The organism is Arthrobacter sp. Soil764 (assembly GCF_001428075.1).
In the GTDB taxonomy this organism is placed as follows: Bacteria; Actinomycetota; Actinomycetes; order Actinomycetales; family Micrococcaceae; genus Arthrobacter.
This window is the reverse complement of record NZ_LMSI01000020.1, coordinates 335,001-353,014: the sequence shown is the minus strand read 5'-3', so window position 1 is coordinate 353,014 and position 18,014 is coordinate 335,001. Positions and strand designations below refer to the sequence as shown.

General features: G+C 66.3%; 14 protein-coding genes. 6 read left to right on the top strand and 8 right to left on the bottom strand.

Annotated features, from left to right (window positions below; genetic code table 11):
• Nucleotides 1–92: 92 nt before the first annotated feature.
• The 7 genes from secA to mtrA all read right to left on the bottom strand — a co-directional run bounded on the left by secA (nt 93) and on the right by mtrA (nt 10,417).
• Nucleotides 93–2,834, bottom strand: coding sequence for a preprotein translocase subunit SecA (secA, locus tag ASG86_RS13010; protein ID WP_056334838.1), 2,742 nt, complete (start codon nt 2,832–2,834; stop codon nt 93–95).
• 100 nt (nt 2,835–2,934) lie between these two features.
• On the bottom strand, nt 2,935–4,146 hold the full coding sequence (locus ASG86_RS13005) for a winged helix-turn-helix domain-containing protein (RefSeq protein WP_056334835.1): 1,212 nt from the start codon (nt 4,144–4,146) through the stop codon (nt 2,935–2,937).
• A gap of 32 nt (nt 4,147–4,178) precedes the next feature.
• Nucleotides 4,179–4,904 (bottom strand): ribosome hibernation-promoting factor, HPF/YfiA family, encoded by a 726-nt coding sequence (gene hpf, locus ASG86_RS13000; RefSeq protein WP_026265659.1) that lies wholly within the window; start codon nt 4,902–4,904, stop codon nt 4,179–4,181.
• A gap of 144 nt (nt 4,905–5,048) precedes the next feature.
• Nucleotides 5,049–6,017 (bottom strand): ComF family protein, encoded by a 969-nt coding sequence (locus ASG86_RS12995; RefSeq protein ID WP_056334833.1) that lies wholly within the window; start codon nt 6,015–6,017, stop codon nt 5,049–5,051.
• A 113-nt stretch (nt 6,018–6,130) separates the two neighbouring features.
• On the bottom strand, nt 6,131–7,846 hold the full coding sequence (locus tag ASG86_RS12990) for an LpqB family beta-propeller domain-containing protein (RefSeq protein WP_056334830.1): 1,716 nt from the start codon (nt 7,844–7,846) through the stop codon (nt 6,131–6,133).
• Entirely contained in the window at nt 7,843–9,615 is a 1,773-nt protein-coding gene (gene mtrB / locus ASG86_RS12985; RefSeq protein WP_442854305.1) for an MtrAB system histidine kinase MtrB, read from the bottom strand. Before mtrB ends, ASG86_RS12990 begins: the two co-directional genes overlap by 4 nt.
• A 127-nt stretch (nt 9,616–9,742) precedes the next feature.
• Nucleotides 9,743–10,417 carry an MtrAB system response regulator MtrA gene (gene mtrA / locus ASG86_RS12980; RefSeq protein ID WP_056334824.1) on the bottom strand — a complete coding sequence of 225 codons (675 nt, stop codon included), beginning with the start codon at nt 10,415–10,417 and terminating at the stop codon, nt 9,743–9,745.
• Nucleotides 10,418–10,596: 179 nt separating this feature from the next.
• Between mtrA and ASG86_RS12975 the strand changes: the two genes are divergently transcribed.
• The 6 genes from ASG86_RS12975 to ASG86_RS12950 are packed head-to-tail and all read left to right on the top strand — an operon-like array spanning nt 10,597 to nt 16,987.
• On the top strand, nt 10,597–12,108 hold the full coding sequence (locus ASG86_RS12975; RefSeq protein ID WP_235565172.1) for a hypothetical protein: 1,512 nt from the start codon (nt 10,597–10,599) through the stop codon (nt 12,106–12,108).
• Nucleotides 12,098–12,736 carry a DUF4129 domain-containing protein gene (locus ASG86_RS12970; RefSeq protein ID WP_056334820.1) on the top strand — a complete coding sequence of 213 codons (639 nt, stop codon included), beginning with the start codon at nt 12,098–12,100 and terminating at the stop codon, nt 12,734–12,736. The genes ASG86_RS12975 and ASG86_RS12970 overlap by 11 nt, the downstream gene beginning before the upstream one ends.
• Complete coding sequence (locus ASG86_RS12965) at nt 12,733–13,947, top strand: DUF4350 domain-containing protein (RefSeq protein ID WP_056334818.1); 1,215 nt, start codon at nt 12,733–12,735, stop codon at nt 13,945–13,947. Before ASG86_RS12970 ends, ASG86_RS12965 begins: the two co-directional genes overlap by 4 nt.
• Nucleotides 13,944–14,939, top strand: coding sequence for an AAA family ATPase (locus ASG86_RS12960; RefSeq protein WP_056334811.1), 996 nt, complete (start codon nt 13,944–13,946; stop codon nt 14,937–14,939). Before ASG86_RS12965 ends, ASG86_RS12960 begins: the two co-directional genes overlap by 4 nt.
• Complete coding sequence (locus tag ASG86_RS12955) at nt 14,939–16,231, top strand: DUF58 domain-containing protein (protein WP_056334807.1); 1,293 nt, start codon at nt 14,939–14,941, stop codon at nt 16,229–16,231. Before ASG86_RS12960 ends, ASG86_RS12955 begins: the two co-directional genes overlap by 1 nt.
• A gap of 42 nt (nt 16,232–16,273) precedes the next feature.
• Entirely contained in the window at nt 16,274–16,987 is a 714-nt protein-coding gene (locus tag ASG86_RS12950; protein ID WP_056334805.1) for a DUF4166 domain-containing protein, read from the top strand.
• A gap of 2 nt (nt 16,988–16,989) precedes the next feature.
• Here the strand turns inward: ASG86_RS12950 and ASG86_RS12945 are convergent, their stop codons facing one another.
• Nucleotides 16,990–17,997, bottom strand: a complete 1,008-nt coding sequence (locus ASG86_RS12945; protein WP_056335508.1) for a hypothetical protein — start codon at nt 17,995–17,997, stop codon at nt 16,990–16,992.
• Between the last annotated feature and the right edge of the window lie 17 nt (nt 17,998–18,014).

Here is an 18,014-nt window from a genome sequence, read left to right as displayed (position 1 = left end):
TATGCAGACAGGCAGCGAAATGCAAACAAGGCAGGGACGCGTGCGCCCCTGCCTTGTTTGCCGCTGCCGGCGGGTTACCTACAGCTGTTCTGCTAGCGCTTCTTCTTTTTCGCGGGGCGTTTGGCCGCATCCTGGGCAGCTGCCTTGGCAGGGTTGCCGGAGCGTCCGCCTCCTGCCCGGGTTTCCACCCGGGTCTGGGTTCCGCCGCTTTCACTGGGAGCCGTGTACTGCAGCTGCGCCGGCTTCTCCGGGGCTTCAAGGCCCGCGGCGTGGACCTGAGGGTCAACGTGCTCGGTGTGTCCGCCCGCAGCATCCTGTACTACGACATCCTGTGCAGGGGTGACTTCCACCTCGAGGTTGTAGAGGAACCCTACGCTTTCCTCACGGATGGCTTCCATCATGCTCTGGAACATGGCGAAACCCTCGCGCTGGTACTCCACCAGCGGATCGCGCTGTGCCATGGCGCGCAGGCCGATGCCTTCCTTCAGGTAGTCCATTTCGTAAAGGTGTTCCTGCCATTTGCGGCCAATGACGGAAAGGACCACCCTGCGCTCGAGCTCCCGCATGCTCTCGGAACCGATGACCTCCTCGCGGGCCTCGTACACCAGGCGCGCGTCAGAGAGAATCTCTTCCTTCAGCAGCTCAACCGTGACCCTGGACTTGCCGCCGGCTTCCTCGATGATGTCTTCCGGCGTGACGCTGACCGGGTAGAGGGTCTTGAGGTTCGTCCACAGCTGGTGGAAGTCCCAGTCATCGCCGTTGCCTTCCACGGTTGCAGCGTCGATCAGTGCCGTTATGGTGTCTTCGATGAAGAACTGCACCTTCTCGTGCAGGTCGTCACCCTCCAGGATGCGACGGCGGTCGCTGTAGATCGCTTCGCGCTGGCGGTTGAGGACGTCGTCGTACTTCAGCACGTTCTTGCGCTGCTCGGCGTTCCGGCCTTCCACCTGTCCCTGTGCGGAGGCAATGGCACGGGAGACAAGTTTGGATTCCAGTGCGACGTCATCGGGAACCGAGCTGTTCATCAGCCGTTCGGCAGCCCCCGAGTTGAAGAGCCGCATGAGGTCATCGGTGAGCGAGAGGTAGAACCGGGACTCGCCGGGGTCGCCCTGTCGGCCGGAACGCCCGCGGAGCTGGTTGTCGATACGGCGTGATTCGTGCCGTTCCGTGCCCAGGACATAGAGGCCTCCGAGGTCCAGAACTTCCTCGTGTTCATCCTTTACGGACTGCTTGGCAGCTTCAAACGCCGCAGGCCAGGCTGCCTCGTATTCTTCCGAGTTCTCCTCAGGGTCCAGCCCACGCCTGGCGAGCTCGGCGACTGCGGTGAACTCGGCGTTGCCACCCAACATGATGTCCGTGCCGCGGCCGGCCATGTTGGTGGCCACGGTGACTGCGCCCTTCCGGCCGGCCTGGGCAACAATCGCAGCTTCCCGGGCGTGGTTCTTGGCGTTCAGGACCTCGTGCCGGATGCCTTCCTTGGCCAGCAGCTTGGACAGGTACTCGCTCTTCTCCACGCTGGTGGTACCCACCAGGACGGGCTGGCCCTTTTCATGCCGTTCGGCGATGTCCCGCACCACGGCGTCGAACTTTACAACCTCGTTCTTGAACACAAGGTCCGGCTGGTCGATCCGCTGCATATCACGGTTGGTGGGGATGGCCACCACGCCCAGCTTGTAGGTGCTCATGAACTCGGCTGCCTCAGTCTCGGCGGTGCCGGTCATGCCGGAAAGCTTGTCGTACATGCGGAAGTAGTTCTGCAGGGTGACGGTGGCCAGGGTCTGGTTTTCCGCCTTGATCTCGACGCCTTCCTTGGCCTCGATCGCCTGGTGCATGCCTTCGTTGTAGCGGCGCCCGGCAAGGATGCGGCCGGTGTGCTCGTCAACGATCAGGACTTCGCCGTCCAGGATGACGTAGTCCTTGTCCCGCTTGAACAGCTCCTTGGCCTTGATGGCGTTGTTCAGGAACCCGATCAGCGGGGTGTTTGCGGATTCGTACAGGTTGGAGATGCCGAGGTAGTCCTCGACCTTTTCGATTCCGCTCTCCAGTACGCCAACGGTGCGCTTCTTTTCGTCGACTTCGTAGTCCTTCTCGGGCTGCAGCCTGAGCACCACTTTGGCGAATTCGCTGTACCAGCGGTTGGTGTCGCCCTGGGCAGGGCCGGAGATGATCAGCGGCGTACGCGCCTCATCGATCAGGATGGAGTCCACTTCGTCGACGATGGCGAAGTTGTGGCCGCGCTGGACCAGTTCGTTCCGGTCCCACGCCATGTTGTCGCGCAGGTAATCGAACCCGAACTCGTTGTTGGTTCCATACGTGATGTCGGCTGCGTACTGCTGGCGGCGCACTGCGGGGTCCTGGTTGGCGAGGATGACGCCGCTGGTCAGGCCGAGGAAGCGGTACACGCGGCCCATGAGTTCGGACTGGTATTCGGCCAGGTAATCGTTGACGGTGACCACGTGGACGCCCTTGCCGGTGAGGGCGTTCAGGTAGGCGGGAGCGGTCGCCACCAGGGTCTTGCCTTCACCGGTCTTCATTTCAGCGATGTTCCCCAGATGCAGGGCAGCGCCACCCATCAGCTGAACATCGAAGTGACGCATCCCCAGTGTCCGGGAAGAGGCTTCCCGTACAGCGGCAAACGCCTCCGGAAGCAGGTCGTCGAGTTTTTCCCCATCCCGGTGGCGTTCGCGGAGACGGTCAGTCTCCTCGCGCAGCTCGGCGTCTGTAAAGGTCTTGAACGAGTCTTCGAGGGCGTTGATGGAATCGGCATAGTTCCTCAGCTGCCGGAGTGTTTTCTTGTCACCCGTGCGGAGAATTTTTTCGATAAGTGATGCCACGTGAAGATGCTCCCAGTCTGATGCCGCCGAATTCTGGCGTGTTCAGTCTACGGGAGAGACGCGCGGCCGGTGCCCCCTTTTCCCTGAGAGCGGATACTCCTTACGGGCGCGCCAGTTCCTGTGCCAGCCGGGCAGCGAGGTCTCCCTCCGGTCCCACTTCCACGTCAGGCAGGCCAAGCCACTGGCCCATCAGCTTCAGTTCGGCAGCGAGTTCGACGGCGGTGTCCGCCGGTGCGTCCGGCTCGGCAAAGGCGGATCTCACGAGCAGCCGGCCGCCCGCGCGGTCCGCTTTCAAGTCAACCCGGGCCACGATCCGGTCGCGCAGCAGGAAAGGCAGGACGTAGTAGCCGAACCGCCGTTTCGGCTCCGGGGTGTAGATCTCGATCCGGTAATGGAAGCCGAACAGTTCCAGGAGGCGCCGGCGTTCAAAGACCAGGGAATCGAACGGGCTCAGCAGCGCGCGGCCGGTGGCCCGCCGGGGCAGGGCTGCCTCCGCATGCCGGTAGACCTCCCGCTTCCAGCCCGCGACGTTGACCGGTTCCAGCGTGCCTTGCTCAACGAGGTGAGCCACGGCCAGCGCCGTTGCCTTGACGGGAGTTCGGAAGTAGTCGGCGAAGCACCGGATGCTTCCGATTCCGTGCGCCCGGGCAGCCGCTTCAGTCAGCCGCTGCAGCGCAGTTGTTGGATCCGCTTCCCCCGCCGACGGGGCTGGATAAGGGAGGACTTTGGAGGTCAGCGTGTACCTGCGCTCGAATTGCCCGGTCCTGGAGGCAGCCGATACCAGCCCCTCTTCGAAGAGGTGTTCCAGGACCCGTTTCACTGCGTTCCAGTTCCACCCCCAGTTGGTGGTCTGTTTTTCCTCGACATGGCCGATATGGGCGGTCAATTCGGAGGCCGTCATGGGTCGGGACCTGGCCAGGACTGCAAGGATCCGGGCTGCGACGTCGTTGCGGAGCCCCGGGTCCAGCCGCGAGGCGCCCACCCAGGACCGCTTCTGCCATAAAAGCAGGTCCGGGTAATGCTCCGGCCGGATGTAGCTCGCCTCGTGTGCCCAGTACTCCAGCATGCGCCGGGGATGTTTGGCGGACATGCGCTGCAATATGTCCCGGTCGTAATTGCCAAGGCGGGAGTAGAAGGGCAGGAAGTGGCTGCGGACCAGGACGTTCACGGAATCGATCTGGACGAGTTGGAGGCGGGCAAAAGTACGGCCCACCGCCCGTGCTGTCACGGGGCCGGTGGGCCGTCCTTTATGGAGTCCCTGCGCTGCCAGTGCGATCCGCCGTGCCTGGTCAAGGCTCAGCGTTGCCGACAATTCAGTCCTCTCTGATGTTGGTTTTATCCATCCTAGGCGTTGGCGGCGGCGTCATCCGAACGGTAGGCGAGGATCTTTTCCTCCACCACGGTGTCTCCCGGCTCGCATTCATGGTCCAGCGTGATGACCCCATAGGTCCAGCCGCGCCGGCGGTATACGACGGAGGGCGTGTTGGTCGCCTTGTCCACGAAGAGGTAGAAGTCGTGGCCGACAAGCTCCATGTTGTCTACTGCATCGTCAAGTGAGAGGGACGCAGCGGGAAAGACCTTGCGCCGGATCAGTACCGGCGAGTTTCCAGCCGGGATGTCGTTGTCGACATCGTACGGGGATTTGTCTTCCGGGGCTGCCACCGCTTCATTCCGGTGGTTGGCCTCAAGATACAGCGGTTCATGGGCGCTGGCGGGCTCAAGTGAGGCGGTGGCCTCGCGGACGGCCTTGGGAGTGTGGCGGCCATGGTGGACCTTCTTGCGGTCCTTGGCCCGCCGGAGCCGCTCAAGCAGTTTGTTGTACGCGAGGTCAAAGGCGGCAAACTTGTCTGCGGCGCTCGCTTCGGCACGGATTACGGGTCCGCGGCCCAGGACTGTCACTTCAACTGTCAGCTGGTCGCCGGTCTGCCGGGCATTGGTCTCCTTGGAGACTTTCGCGTCGACCCGCTGGACCTTGTCACCCAGCGACTCGATTTTCGCGATCTTTTCCCCGGCATATTCGCGGAACCGGTCTGAAACTGTCAGATTTCGTCCGCTGATCATAAACTCCATGGTGCCCTCCAAATGACTTCGGTGACACGACGGCGGCGCTTCCCTGGGCCGGGCTGTCTGACAGTCGAGCCCCTCTCCGAGCCGCCATCGAAAGGTACATTCTGTTCTTGGTACCCACCACCGACGTTAGTTCATAGCCACCTGTTATTCATCCTTTCCCGGTTTATTTTTTTCTAAGTCATGGTGGCTCCCGGGCGGGCCGGCGGCCATGGCGCCCGGGTCCTTGGTGTCCGGTGGGCGTGTCGCGGCCAGCACGACGGCGCCCCTCACCTTGGCGCCGGCAAAGTGCAGTGCCCGGGCTGCTTCACCGACCGTGGCACCGGTTGTCAGGACGTCGTCGACGATGATGCACGCGCGCCCTGCGACCCGTGCGCGCGCCCCGCGCTTGACCCGCATCGACCCCCGGACGCGCTGCGAGCGGGCTCCCCTCCCCAATCCCTTTTGGCCGGAAGCACCATTCCTGCCGCCCGATCCATGACTGCCCGGCAGCAAGGGGCCCGGCGCGGCTGTTTTGGCCAGCACGTCCGCGACGCCGACGCCTGGAAGCTGCCGAACCGCCTCTTTCAGGAGCAGGTGGACCGGGCTGAACCCCCGCTTGACGTAGGCCGCCGTGCTGGTGGGGACGGGGATCAGCAGGAAGCCATTGCCATCCGGGACTGCCGCCCTGACTCCCCCCGCGAGCGCCCGGCCAAGGCTCCTGCCAAGCTGCTTCTGGCCGTGCCGCTTGAACGACAGAAGTCCCTGCGCCAGCTCGTCCCGATACACGCCCGCTGCCACAACGGGAAGCATAATGGTCCCGGCGACATCCATGAGGGCGGGAGCTCCGCTTTCCGCCCGGAACGGCTGCCTGGTCAGCCGGCGGATGCGGCCGGCACAGGGTGGGCACAAGGTGCTGTCCTCGGCCCCGCAACACACACAGTCCACCGGGACAGCCAAAGCGAGCAGGTCCACCAGGGCGACCGCCAGCCAATCGTTGAGGCGCAGGAGGCGGGCCTCGTGTTCACCCCGGTGCAGCGCTGCCCAGGGCGGGGGTGGTTCAAGGTCCGGATCCGTCCCCCGGGTCTCCTGATGCCCGGAAGCGGCTTCGCCGGTCCTGCCGAATAGATTATTCACTGTCCCACTGTCGTCCCGTACCGGTCCCAGGAGGAGGCCAGGGCGCGGCTATGTGGATAAAGCGGGGCCACGCAGACAGCGGAAGCACCGTCCGCCGCAGCCTAGGCAGAGCGTCAGCCAGGGAACGCCGGGTCGGTGGGGCCCTTGATTTGCGGGGACCAGCCATTTCCCAGGCGCTGGAAAATCCCCTCCCCTGACTGGACGTAAATGTCGTCGACGCCATTTCCCGCGCTGATGGCTACCAGCCCTGGCCACGGAGCAAGCTGTTGCGGCTGTCCGGACGTGAGCGACAACAGCTCAGGGGTGACATTGGAGCCGGCAGCCCCCTTCATGACGGCAACGGTAGTGCCATTGACCCAGACCCCTTGGTCGGGGTCGGTGGCGGCTACCAGGGTTATGGGGGCGGTCAGTTCCCGCGGCGTGCCGTCGACGGCGCGGATTACACCCGTTACCTGCACCTTGGACTTCCCGTTTTGTTCGGAGATGACCAGGGCGCGTACGCCGTCGCGCGAGACGCGGAATTCCTTGACTGTCCGGCCGGCAAGCCAGGAAGGTGCCAGCGTCACGGTCGGGACGGCGGCACCCTCTGCGACGCCGGCGGGATGGAAAGCCACGACTTCCGTGGCTCCTGTGGCACCGGGTCCAGCCGTCCACACCCAGTCGTTGATACTGAAGGTCGGCCGGCTGAGAGTACTCCGGGTGGTCAGGGCTCGGGCGGGCTGGCCCGGGCTGATGCTGTACAGCGTGGTGCGGCCGTCATTGAGGAAGGCGGCCGTCTGAGACACCGGGGATTCCGCGGGATAGCGGGGGTTGAGCGCGGACACCGGCTGCATGTCGGGCAGCGGCGAGACGCGGTTGTTTTCGTACCGCACCAGTTCGTTGCCGCTGATGGCGATCTGGCGTGACGGCACGGTCTTGTCCAGCACCGGTGGAAGAACGGACCCGTTGTCCTCGACGCGCACCAGGTCCTGGTTAGCCCGCAGCTCAACGTTGACAACGTCGGGCTGGCTGCGGAATGTCAGGGTCAGCTGCATCTGCATGCGAAGGCGGTCCTCCGCGGAGGTTTCCGTCAGTTCCTTCGCCGTCAGGTCCACCTGGGCCGCCCCGGACACCACCGGCACCGATTCGCGGGCCAGCTTGATCCCTGAGGGGAAGGCACTGGCGACGGCGCCGCGGAGGTATGGAGCGGGCCCGGCCAGCAGTGCGCTGGTCATGGCTTTGACGGTCTTGTTCTTCAGGAACCAGCGGACGTCGGGAATGGCGTAGGTGAAGGTGGGGTCGTAGAAGTAGATGGGGTAGGCGCCGTAGATCACCTTGAACGTTTCTTCGGCAATGGCAGTCCCGTCCGGAATGCCAGAGATCCGCCATTCTCCGTCCACCTGGGTCACCGTCACCGGGATGCGTTCCACGGTTCCCGGCGGAGATTGGGTGGCGATGCCGTCGGCGTCCACCGTGTAGGAGACATCAAGTTCATAGTTGAAGACGTTTTCAGTCCCGGTGGGGACAACGCGCGCCTCCCGGTATACCAGCGCGCGTTTGTCCGGTTTCCAGGACACGGCCGACGCCTGGGTCAGGTACTGGCGGGCCACCGCATAGTCGTCCTCGTAGCCGCTGCCGGCCCGGTAGAAATAGTCGATGATGGTCTCCGGCGACGCGCCCGGCTGGGGCGCTGCCGGAAGGAACACGGGGGCGCTGACGTTGCCGGCGCTGCTTTCGCTGCTTTTTCCCACTGGACCGGAGGTGGGGATCCGTGCACATCCTGACAGGAGGACGATGAGCAGGGCAAGCAGTGCCGCCGGGTACTTCGCCTGGCGTCCGCTGGACCTCATGGTGCCTCCTCAGGTGCCGGCGAGGGAGCGGGCCGGGCCGCTCCCGCCTGCAGCACCAGCATGTTCTTGTGGCCCTGTTCCACGGGAACGCTTCCCGGCGCACCCGGATTGGTGACGTCCTTTGGTTCCAGCTGCAGTGGCGACTCGGTGACGACTTCGTCCTGCCGCAGGGGAAGGGTCAGGCGGAAGTTGGCGCCGTCGCCCTTCCTTCCCCAGGCCTGCAGCCAGCCGTGGTGCAGCTTCGTGTCCTCCATGGCGATGGACAAACCCAACCCGCTTCCTCCTGTGGTGCGTGCCCGGGCAGGATCGGCGCGCCAGAACCTGTCGAAAACCCGCGCAGCCTGTGCCGGGTCCATTCCGATGCCGTGGTCCCTTACCGCGACGCCCACGGCCGTTTCGTTCACCGCGACGGTGACGGTCACCGGTTTGCCCTCACCGTGCTCTACTGCGTTCAGGATCAGGTTGCGCAAAATCCTGTCGATCCGCCGGGCGTCCATTTCCACAATCACGGCGTCCCCCGGAGCGGAGTAGATGATCTCAGACCCGTATTCCGCCGCCACCGGTGCAGCGCCTTCAATGACGTGCGCAATGACCTGGAGGAGGTCTTCAGGTTCAGCATCCAGAACGGCCACGCCGGCGTCGAAGCGGCTGATTTCCAGGAGGTCGGAGAGGAGGGACTGGAAACGCTCCACCTGGTTGTACAGCAGCTCGGCGGACCGCTTGTTGATGGGGTCGAAGTCGTCACGGGCGTCATACAGGACCTCTGCCGCCATGCGGACAGTGGTCAGCGGCGTCCGCAGCTCGTGTGAAACATCAGACACAAAACGCTGCTGCATCTGCGAGAGCGTTGCCAGCTGGGTGATCTGCTCCTGGAGGCTGGCGGCCATGTGGTTGAAGGAGGCGCCAAGACGGGCCACCTCGTCCTCGCCCCTGACCACCATGCGCTCCTGCAGCTGCCCGGCCGCAAGCTTCTCCGACACCATGGCGGCATGGCTGACAGGGCTCACCACATTCCGGGTGACGTACCAGGCGACGGCGCCGATCAGGAGGACCAGTACCGCGCCGCCGGCCCAGAGGACGCTTTGGATTTCGTTGAGCGTCTGCTGCGCTGTGTTCAGGTCGTAAATCAGGTAAAGCTCGTAAACGGTGCCGTTAAAGGTCACCTTGTTTCCCACTGCAATCCCCGGCCGGTCCTCGGTGCCCACGGGGATGACAGTGGAAGCCCAGTACTGGTCCTTCCCCGACTGCTGGACGGCCTTGCGCAGCTCCGGCGGAATCACGCTGACCGTCAATTGGTCCGAAGCCCGCGACTCAACCCAACGGTTCCGGGGCTTGGTCTGCTCCGGCATCGCCTCAAATACATACCGGCGCTGGATTACGGAGCCCCGGCCTTCCACCGCGTTCAGGGTGTCGTAGACCAGGGTGATGACGCTGGACTGGTCGGTGACCTGGGCGCCGTCGAACGTCTCCTGGACCTGCTTGACGTTGTAACGTGTCTCGGACTCCGCCTGCGTCAGCCGCTCCTGGAACAGGTTGTTGGCGATCTGGTTGGACAGATAGGCGCCCACCACGGCGAAGGAAAGCACGGCCAGCATCAGTGTGGTGAGGACCGTGCGGAACTGCAGTGAACGGCGCCAGCGCCGCTGCAGGGCCCGCCCAAGGTACCTCAGCCCGGGGAGGAAGCGACGGACTCCCGTCCGGACGAGCCTCGCCACCCGCAGCGCCACGATGAGGGCGCGCCGCTGCCAGATCCTTGCCCGGAAGGCCACATGCCGGAGTCCGGGGGCAGCAGCCTCAGCGGCTTCCGGCGCGCCCTGGGCGGCACCGTCCTGCTGCACGGCATCCGGGGACTCCGGGGTTGCGCGCTGATCCGGTTGCCCGTCCTGCGCGGCGGGGTCAGACCCCTGCTTTGTAGCCGACACCACGCACCGTCAATACGACTTCCGGGGCTTCCGGGTCCTGCTCGATCTTGGACCGCAGGCGCTGGACATGGACGTTGACCAAGCGGGTGTCGGCGGCGTGGCGGTAGCCCCAGACCTGCTCCAGCAGCAGTTCGCGGGTGAACACCTGCCAGGGCTTGCGGGCCAGCGCCACCAGGAGGTCGAACTCCAGCGGCGTCAGGGAGATCCGCTCATTGCCCCGGCTGACGGTGTGCCCGGCAACGTCGATGGTGATGTCCGCGATGCGAAGCGTTTCGGGGGCCTTCTGGTCCCCCGGGCGAAGGCGTGCCCGCACGCGTGCCACCAACTCGGCGGGCTTGAAGGGTTTTGGCACGTAGTCATCGGCACCGGATTCCAGTCCGCGGACGACGTCGGAGGTATCGGACTTGGCGGTCAGCATGACGATGGGCACGTCCGACTCAGCGCGGATCTGGCGGCAGACCTCGATGCCATCCATACCGGGAAGCATGAGGTCGAGCAGGACCAGGTCCGGCCGCGAGGACCGGAAGACGTCCAGTGCCTGGGCGCCGTCAGCGCAAAAGACCGGCTCGAAGCCGTCATTACGGAGGACAATTCCAATCATCTCGGCCAGCGCTTCGTCATCATCTACCACCAGAATGCGTGCCTTCATAGCTATATATTCCCTTATCGGGATGGGTTTGTCCTGTTGAGCGGCTTCCGGCATGGCGGGACACTAGGCCGTCCGACGCCGGAACTATAGTCTTGGGGTCATGCTCCGAGTGGCCGGTGCGCCCCTTTGGGGCCGCCGGCCAGGCACGGGCAGGCGGACTGGTATTGGGGGAGGAATCAGTGTCACCACAGGAGTCGCAGCCCCAGGAGCCGGGGCAGGAACCGGCAGGAACTGGAAACGACGACGGCGGGCCGGCCGCTGCGGGCGGCCCGCCGCCGGCACCGTCCGCCCGGGAACAGCCGTGGGTGCCGCCCGCAGGGCGGCAGGCAATCCCGGGGCAGGAACCACAGGCCAGGCAGCAACCACCCGGGTGGCAGCAGTCCGGACAGCACCCAAATGTGAGTGGTCCATACCCGGGAAACCCGTACCCCGGCTCATCCCCCTACGGCGGGCAGGCGGCCGGCGGGCAAGCTGATGGCGGCCAGTATTACGGTGGTGCCCCCTCCGGCCTTCAGTACCATGGCAGCCCGGGATACAGCGGCCAGCCCAACGGCGGGTCCCCCTATGACGGGCCGCGCTACAACGGCTCCCCGTATCCCGGCGGTTCCTACGGAGCCTGGCCATCCCAGCGGCCCCGGTATTCAGCTCCGCCCAAGCCCGGGATCATCCCGTTGCGTCCGTTGATGTTCGGGGAGATCCTGGACGGCTCCTTCCAGGCCATTCGGCGCAATGCCAAAGCGATGCTCGGCGCCGGCCTCCTGGCGCAGTCCCTGTCGGCAATCCTCGCGGCGGTGCTCACAGGATTCCTCGCGACGTCATCGGGATCCATCGAGGCCTGGGCGGAGACCGCAAGCAACGCCGACATAGCGTCCCTGGGGATCGGGCTGATGGCTGGCTTTGTCCTGCTGTCCATCCTGTCCGTATTCATCACCGTTGTCCTCCAGGGCGCCATGGTGGTTCCCGTGGCCCGGTCAGTCCTCAACCGGCCCACCGGCTTCCGGCGCATGTTGTCGCTGGTGCGGTCACGGGTCGGGGCGCTGGTCAGGCTGGCGGCGGTGCTGGTTGCAGCGGCCATAGCCACGATGGCGCTTTTCTTCGCCGTCGTCGTGCTCCTGTTCTCCAATGTCCGTGGCGCGGGCGCACTGCTGGTCATCCCGCTGATGATGGGCTTCGTCGCCGTGTTCCTCTGGGTGGCGGTCAAGCTCATGGTGGCGCCCGCCGCCGTCGTCATCGAAGAGCTGGGCGCTCTTGCCGGGCTTCGCCGTTCGTGGGGGCTGACCAGGGCCAACTGGTGGCGCATCCTCGGTATCACCCTGACTGTTGGAATCCTGGTCGCCGTCATCACGCAGGTGGTCCTGATCCCCGCAAGCATCCTGCCCTCGGTCCTGTCGGGGGTCGTCTCGCCACACGGCGGCAGCGGGCAGCAGGCCTCGCTGGCCGTGGCCGTCGGCATCATCACTGCGATCGTCGGCGCCTTGGTGGGTGCGGTGGGCTACGCATTCCAAACTTCGGTCATGGCATTGCTTTACATGGACCTGCGGATGCGCCGGGACGGGCTGGACATCGCCCTGCTGCGCGAACTGGAAACCGGGGCGGATCCTGGCGGCATCCCGGGCCGGAATGCCCAGGGCGGGAGCACACCGTACCCCGGATACGGAGCGGCGCCGGGAGCATGGCCCCATGGCCGCTGAACCACCCGTGATCCCCGGCGCCGGGGAGGCCCGGCGCTGGGCGGCGGAGGAACTGTCCAAGCAGGAGTACCGGGACGCCGCCCCGTCATGGCTGGACAGCCTGTGGCGGAACTTCCTGGACTGGCTGCAGTCCCTGGACGGCTCCCCGGGGGACGCTGCGCCGGTGCCCAGCCCCGTCATCGCCCTCGTCGTTGCCGCCATCATCGCGGCTGCCATCATCCTGGCCCGCCCCCGGCGGAACGCGCGGGTCCGGCAGGCCAAGGACGTCTTCGAAAGGGAAACCGCCCTGGCCGCAGCGGACTACCGGAAGCGCGCGGAAGCCGCGGCCGCGGGCGGAAAATGGGGGGACGCCGTCGTCGACCGTTTCCGCGCGGTGGTCCGGCGGGCGGAGGACCGGGGCGTGCTGGACCCGCAGCCAGGCAGGACCGCTGATGAAGCCGCCCGGGCCTTGTCCGTTCCCTTCAACAGCGAATCCGTTCGCCTGTCCCGGGCAGCGGCCACTTTCGACGGGATCCGCTATGGAAACGGTGTGGCGGGCAGCCGGGACTACCAGGAGATGGTGGAGCTTGACACCGTCCTGGACGCCATGAAGCCTGCCACCGCCGGCACCGGGGTGGTGCTGCCATGACCGGGCTTCCCACCGTCGGCAAAAAGCGCCGAAACGCCGGTGAAGCCACCGAGTCCACGCCTGGTGGCCGGACAATCCCGGGTTGGCTCCGGCGGCACCGTGGCATGGCGGCAGCGGGGATGGTGGCGGCCGCGGCCCTGGCGCTGGTCGTGGGCACGCAACTCGCGCCGAAGGGTGACGCCGCTCCCCTCTCGGTCCACAATGCCGGACCAAACGGAGCCAGGGCCTTGGGGCAGATCCTGGGCCGGCACGGGGTTTCCGTCCACAGCCCGGACCGGTTCGACGCAGCGCTGGATGACCTGCGCGCCGGCTCCTCCCCCACGCTCCTGCTCTACGACAGGAACGGCATCCTGGATGCGCAGCAGTTGAGCCTCCTGAAAGCGGAGGCGGAGCGCGTGGTGGTGGTTTCCCCCCGCCTGGAGACCCTGACGGCGCTGGACACAGGCATCCGCCAGGCAGGCGTTGTCCCCGACGCCTTCCAGGTCCTTGACCCCGGATGTTCCCACCCTGATGCAGAGGCTGCAGGGCAGGTCACCGGGCAAGTCACCCGACAGGGAGCATTTGTGTACGACGGCGGGATGTCCTGCTTCCGGGCAGCAGGAACCGCCGGGATGCTTGCCATCAGCAGCGACGGCCGCCTGGCCGTGCTGGGCAGCACGGCAGTCCTGGGCAATGAAAGGCTGGACGAACTGGGAAACGCGGCGCTTGCAATCAGGATGCTCGGCTCCTCGCCGGACCTGGTCTGGTACCTGCCCTCGATTGCGGATGCAGCAGTCAGCGGAACCGGTGAAACCCTCGATGACCTTGCCCCGGACTGGGCCCGCTTCCTGGGCCCCTGGCTGCTCCTGGTCGCCGCAACAGCCGTCGCATGGCGGGGCCGCCGCCATGGCCCCCTGGTATTCGAGCCGTTGCCGGTAGTGGTCAAGGCCGTTGAGACGGCGGAGGGACGCGCCCGGCTGTACCAGGACTCCCGCGCAATTGATCGGGCCCGCGACAACCTTCGGGCCGGGCTGCTGGTGCGGCTTTCCGGGAAGCTGCGGATGGGCCCGGCCGCCACAGCTGAGGAAACGATCTCCGCGGCGGCCCGGCTACTGGACCGGGATGCCGCCGAAATCCGGGCCCTGATCAACGAACGCCCCGCAAGCGAGGCCCGGCTGGTTGCCTGGTCACAGGCACTGGACAAACTCGAGAAAGAGGTCAAGACCCGATGAGCGAACAGAGCAGTGGCCAGCAGGTCCTTAACCCGATGGACGACGACGGCGCACGGCAGGCGCTGCTTGCTGTCCGGCGGGAGGTGGCCAAGGCGGTGGTGGGACAGGACGCCACCGTCACCGGCCTCCTCATTGCCCTCCTTTCCCAGGGGCATGTGCTGCTGGAAGGCGTCCCCGGGGTTGCGAAGACCCTGCTGGTCCGGGCACTGTCCTCAGCGCTGACCCTGGACACCAAGCGCGTGCAGTTCACCCCCGACCTCATGCCGGGCGACGTCACCGGCTCGCTGGTCTACGACTCGCACACCTCACAGTTCAGCTTCCGGGAGGGACCGGTCTTCACCAACCTCCTGCTGGCGGACGAGATCAACCGGACCCCTCCGAAGACCCAGGCCTCGCTCCTGGAAGCCATGGAGGAGCGGCAGGTGTCCGTGGACGGCGTGTCCCGGCGGCTGCCGGCGCCGTTCCTGGTGGCGGCCACGCAGAATCCGGTGGAGTACGAGGGGACCTATCCCCTGCCGGAGGCCCAGCTGGACCGGTTCCTGCTCAAGCTCACCATGCCGCTGCCCGGGCGCGGGGAGGAGATCGAGGTCATCCGCCGCCACGCAGCGGGGTTCGACCCACGGGATCTGGCAGCAGCCGGCGTCCGGGCGGTGGCCGGCGCGGAGGACCTGGAACGGGCACGGGAGGCAGTGGCCCGGGTAGCGGTGGAACCGGAAATCATCGGCTACATCGTTGATCTGGTGCGCGCCACCCGTTCAGCTCCGTCATTCCAGCTTGGCGTCTCACCCCGTGGGGCCACTGCCCTGCTCAACACTTCAAGGGCGTGGGCCTGGCTCTCCGGCCGGCCTTTCGTCACCCCGGACGATGTCAAGGCGCTGGCCCTTCCCTGCCTGCGGCACCGGGTGGCGCTGCAGCCCGAAGCCCAGATGGACGGGGTCAGTGTGGACGACGTCCTGGGCAGCATCCTCGCTTCCGTCCCCGTTCCGCGCTAATGGCCATTTCCGGTCGCTTCGTGGCGGTAGTGCTGCTGGGCCTTGTCCCGGTACTGCTGTTCCCCGGATGGCTGACATTAGTAGCTACGATCGCCCTGCTCGTGGCGTTGTTGAGTGCCGAACTGCTTTTCGCGGGGTCCCTCCGGCACGTCACTGTGACGCGTGCCGAACCGGAGAACGTCACGCTCAACAATGCGGTGGAGGCGGTACTTACGTTCCATAACGGCGGCACCAGGCGGCTTCGGGGAACGTTCAGGGACGGGTGGCAACCCTCCGCCGGTGCCCTGAACCCCGTCCAGGACATGGACGTCCCGGCGGGCGAAGGCAGGCGGTTTGCCGTCCGGCTCCGGCCGGTCCGGCGGGGCGACCTCGCCGCACCGCATGTGACGTTACGGTCCTTTGGCCCGTTGCGACTGGCAGCCCGCCAGCGGACCATCGAGTGTCCGGGCTCGGTGCGGGTGCTGCCGCCTTTCCACTCCCGGCGCCACCTCCCGTCAAAGCTGCGGAAGCTGCGCGAACTCGACGGGAAGGCGGCCGTCCAGATCCGCGGCGCCGGCACCGAGTTCGATTCGCTGCGGGATTACGTCCGCGGCGACGACGTGCGCTCCATCGACTGGCGCGCCACCGCCCGGCGCTCCACCGTCGTGGTCCGGACCTGGCGCCCGGAACGGGACCGCCGCCTGGTGATGGTCCTGGATACATCCCGTACCGCCGCAGCGAGGATCCTGGACGAAACCCGCCTAGACACCGGGATCGAGGCTGCGCTCCTTCTGGGAGTCCTGGCCGAACGGGGTGGCGACCGCGTGGACTTTGTGGCATTCGACCGCAGGACCAGGGCGCGGGCCGCCTCTGCCGGGCAGGGCACTATCCTAGGCCGGCTGGTCCAGGCCATGGCGCCCCTTGAGGCCGAGCTGATTGAGATGGATTGGGCTGCGGGCCCCGGGGAGGTGCGCGCGGTTTCGGCACACCGGTCCCTCGTGGTGCTGCTGACGTCGCTGGACAGCGGGGCGCCGGAAGAAGGCCTGCTGCCCGCGGCGGAACGGCTGGCAAGCCAGCACGTGGTGGTGGTGGCGGCCGTCCGTGATCCCCAGCTCGGCGCCATGCTGCGCGACCGCAACGATGCCACTGCGGTGTACCGCGCGGCTGCGGCGGAGCGGGCCCTCCTCCAGCGGGCAGCGGTGACGGCCGAGCTGCGCCGCTACGGGGTGGAAGTGGTGGATGCCGAGCCACACGACTTGCCGCCAAGGCTTGCTGACATGTACATCAGGCTCAAGGCTGCCGGTAGATTGTGAAACCCAAAGGCAGTCATTCCACAGCCAACAGGAGGTCCACCCATGAACGTCCCGATCTACCAGCAGGCCCTGGGCGGGGAATTCTCCCGGCTGCAGCCGGAACTGCAGGAGTACTTCTCGCTGGTCCCGGGATCCGGGCAGTACGGCGTAGGGGAAGGAACGTTCGACGTCGTGGGCTGCCGCCAGCGCTGGCTGCGCCCTTTGCTGCGGCTCACCGGGGGTGAAGAGGCCTTTTTCCCCGAGTATGGGGAAAACGTCCCGTTCCGGATCGAGAACCACGCGCACCAGGATCCGTTCGGCCGATCCAGCCTCACGGCCCGCCGGGAGATCCGTTTCCCGGAACGCACGCGACTTTTCCAGGACACCACCAGCGCCACCAACCGGGGTGGCAGCACCCAGCTGGTGGACTACGTTGGACGCTACCGGCGGCTGGTGACCGACCTTAACTTGAGCGTGACTGCGGAAGGTAAGCTGCGCGGCGTGTCAGAGGCATCGCGGCTTTTCCTTGGCCCGCTCCGGGTCCCGCTTCCGGCAGCCCTGGACGCCAAAGCCTACGCCGAACAGTGGTGGGATCCTGCTGAGGGCAGCAACGGCCGGCACCGCATCCAGGTGAAGGTCATCCAGCCCCAAATCGGACTGGTCCTGGTGTACGCCGGAGCCTTTGATTACCGGCTCCGCCCCTATACCGGCAGAAGCTCCGCCCAAAGCTACCTGCCCCGCTACGCCCAGCCGGACCGCTGGGAGAACAGGGTGTAGCCCTATCCCAGCGCCTGTTGGTTCAGGCCGTCGGCCACCTGGTTAAGCCTGCCCAGGACGGCAGTGGCCTGTGCCGGTGAGTGCTCTGCCAGTCCGGCTGCCGGGGTCACCCGGATGGCGCCAAGCAGCGACGGCGGAAGACCCAGCTGGCGCCATGGACGCCATACCGATTGAACGCAGTCGGCAACCCGGGGCAGCGAACCGGCGGCAGGCACGTCCAGCGCACCCGCCCAAAACTGTTTGCCTCCCTCCACCGCGGCGGCAACATGCTCCCACTGCCGGTTTGTCAATGCCTTAAGAGGCAGCGCGATGCCGTCCGCACCGGCTGCCAGCACCAACTCGATCGGCGCTTCGATTTCAGGGCATGACACGACTACCTCGGCTGCACCGGCAGAGCGCAGGGCATCCAGGACCAGGCGCCAGGACTCGCGTGCTTCCGATCCCGGCACGGCGCGGAGGGTACGGTATCCGCTGGACGTGGGTATGGTTCCGGCCAGCACGGCGGCGACATCGGGCTCGTCCACCTGGACCACCAGGCGGGCACCCGGGACCGCGGCAGCCACCCGGCGAAGATAACTGCCCACTCCGGCGGCGAGGGACGCCGCAACATCCCGGCGGGCACCGTGATCCAGCAACGCGCGCTCCCCATTATGCAGATGCAGGCCGGCGGCCAGGCTGAGCGGCCCCACCAGCTGCACCTTCAGTTCACCGGCGGATACGTCCTCGGCTCCGGCCACATCGGCGAGGACGTTCAGGTCGGTGGACAGTGCAGACGCTGCCCGTTGCATGTCCTTGCCGGGGCGGTCAACCAGCCGCCATCCGTATGGCTGGACATCCACCGCCAGCTCTTCCAGCAGCGCGGCGGTGCGGCCCACGGCGTCCGAACCCACGCCACGGTCAGGCAGTTCGGCAAGGAATGGCAGATGCGGACTGCCCAGTTCGCCACGGATGATCCGGGCGGCTTCGAGCGGGTCATCGCCGGGCCATGGACCCAGGCCGGTGGCCGTCACTTCCTTGGCTGCGGCTT

What these genes read in the sequence shown, in the direction of transcription:
- hpf (WP_026265659.1), bottom strand. Translation starts at nt 4,904, where the DNA reads ATGGAGTTTATGATCAGCGGACGAAATCTGACAGTTTCAGACCGGTTC.
- ASG86_RS12950 (WP_056334805.1), top strand. Translation starts at nt 16,274, where the DNA reads ATGAACGTCCCGATCTACCAGCAGGCCCTGGGCGGGGAATTCTCCCGG.
- mtrA (WP_056334824.1), bottom strand. Translation starts at nt 10,417, where the DNA reads ATGAAGGCACGCATTCTGGTGGTAGATGATGACGAAGCGCTGGCCGAG.
- ASG86_RS12955 (WP_056334807.1), top strand. Translation starts at nt 14,939, where the DNA reads ATGGCCATTTCCGGTCGCTTCGTGGCGGTAGTGCTGCTGGGCCTTGTC.
- ASG86_RS12970 (WP_056334820.1), top strand. Translation starts at nt 12,098, where the DNA reads ATGGCCGCTGAACCACCCGTGATCCCCGGCGCCGGGGAGGCCCGGCGC.
- ASG86_RS12990 (WP_056334830.1), bottom strand. Translation starts at nt 7,846, where the DNA reads ATGAGGTCCAGCGGACGCCAGGCGAAGTACCCGGCGGCACTGCTTGCC.
- ASG86_RS12965 (WP_056334818.1), top strand. Translation starts at nt 12,733, where the DNA reads ATGACCGGGCTTCCCACCGTCGGCAAAAAGCGCCGAAACGCCGGTGAA.
- ASG86_RS12960 (WP_056334811.1), top strand. Translation starts at nt 13,944, where the DNA reads ATGAGCGAACAGAGCAGTGGCCAGCAGGTCCTTAACCCGATGGACGAC.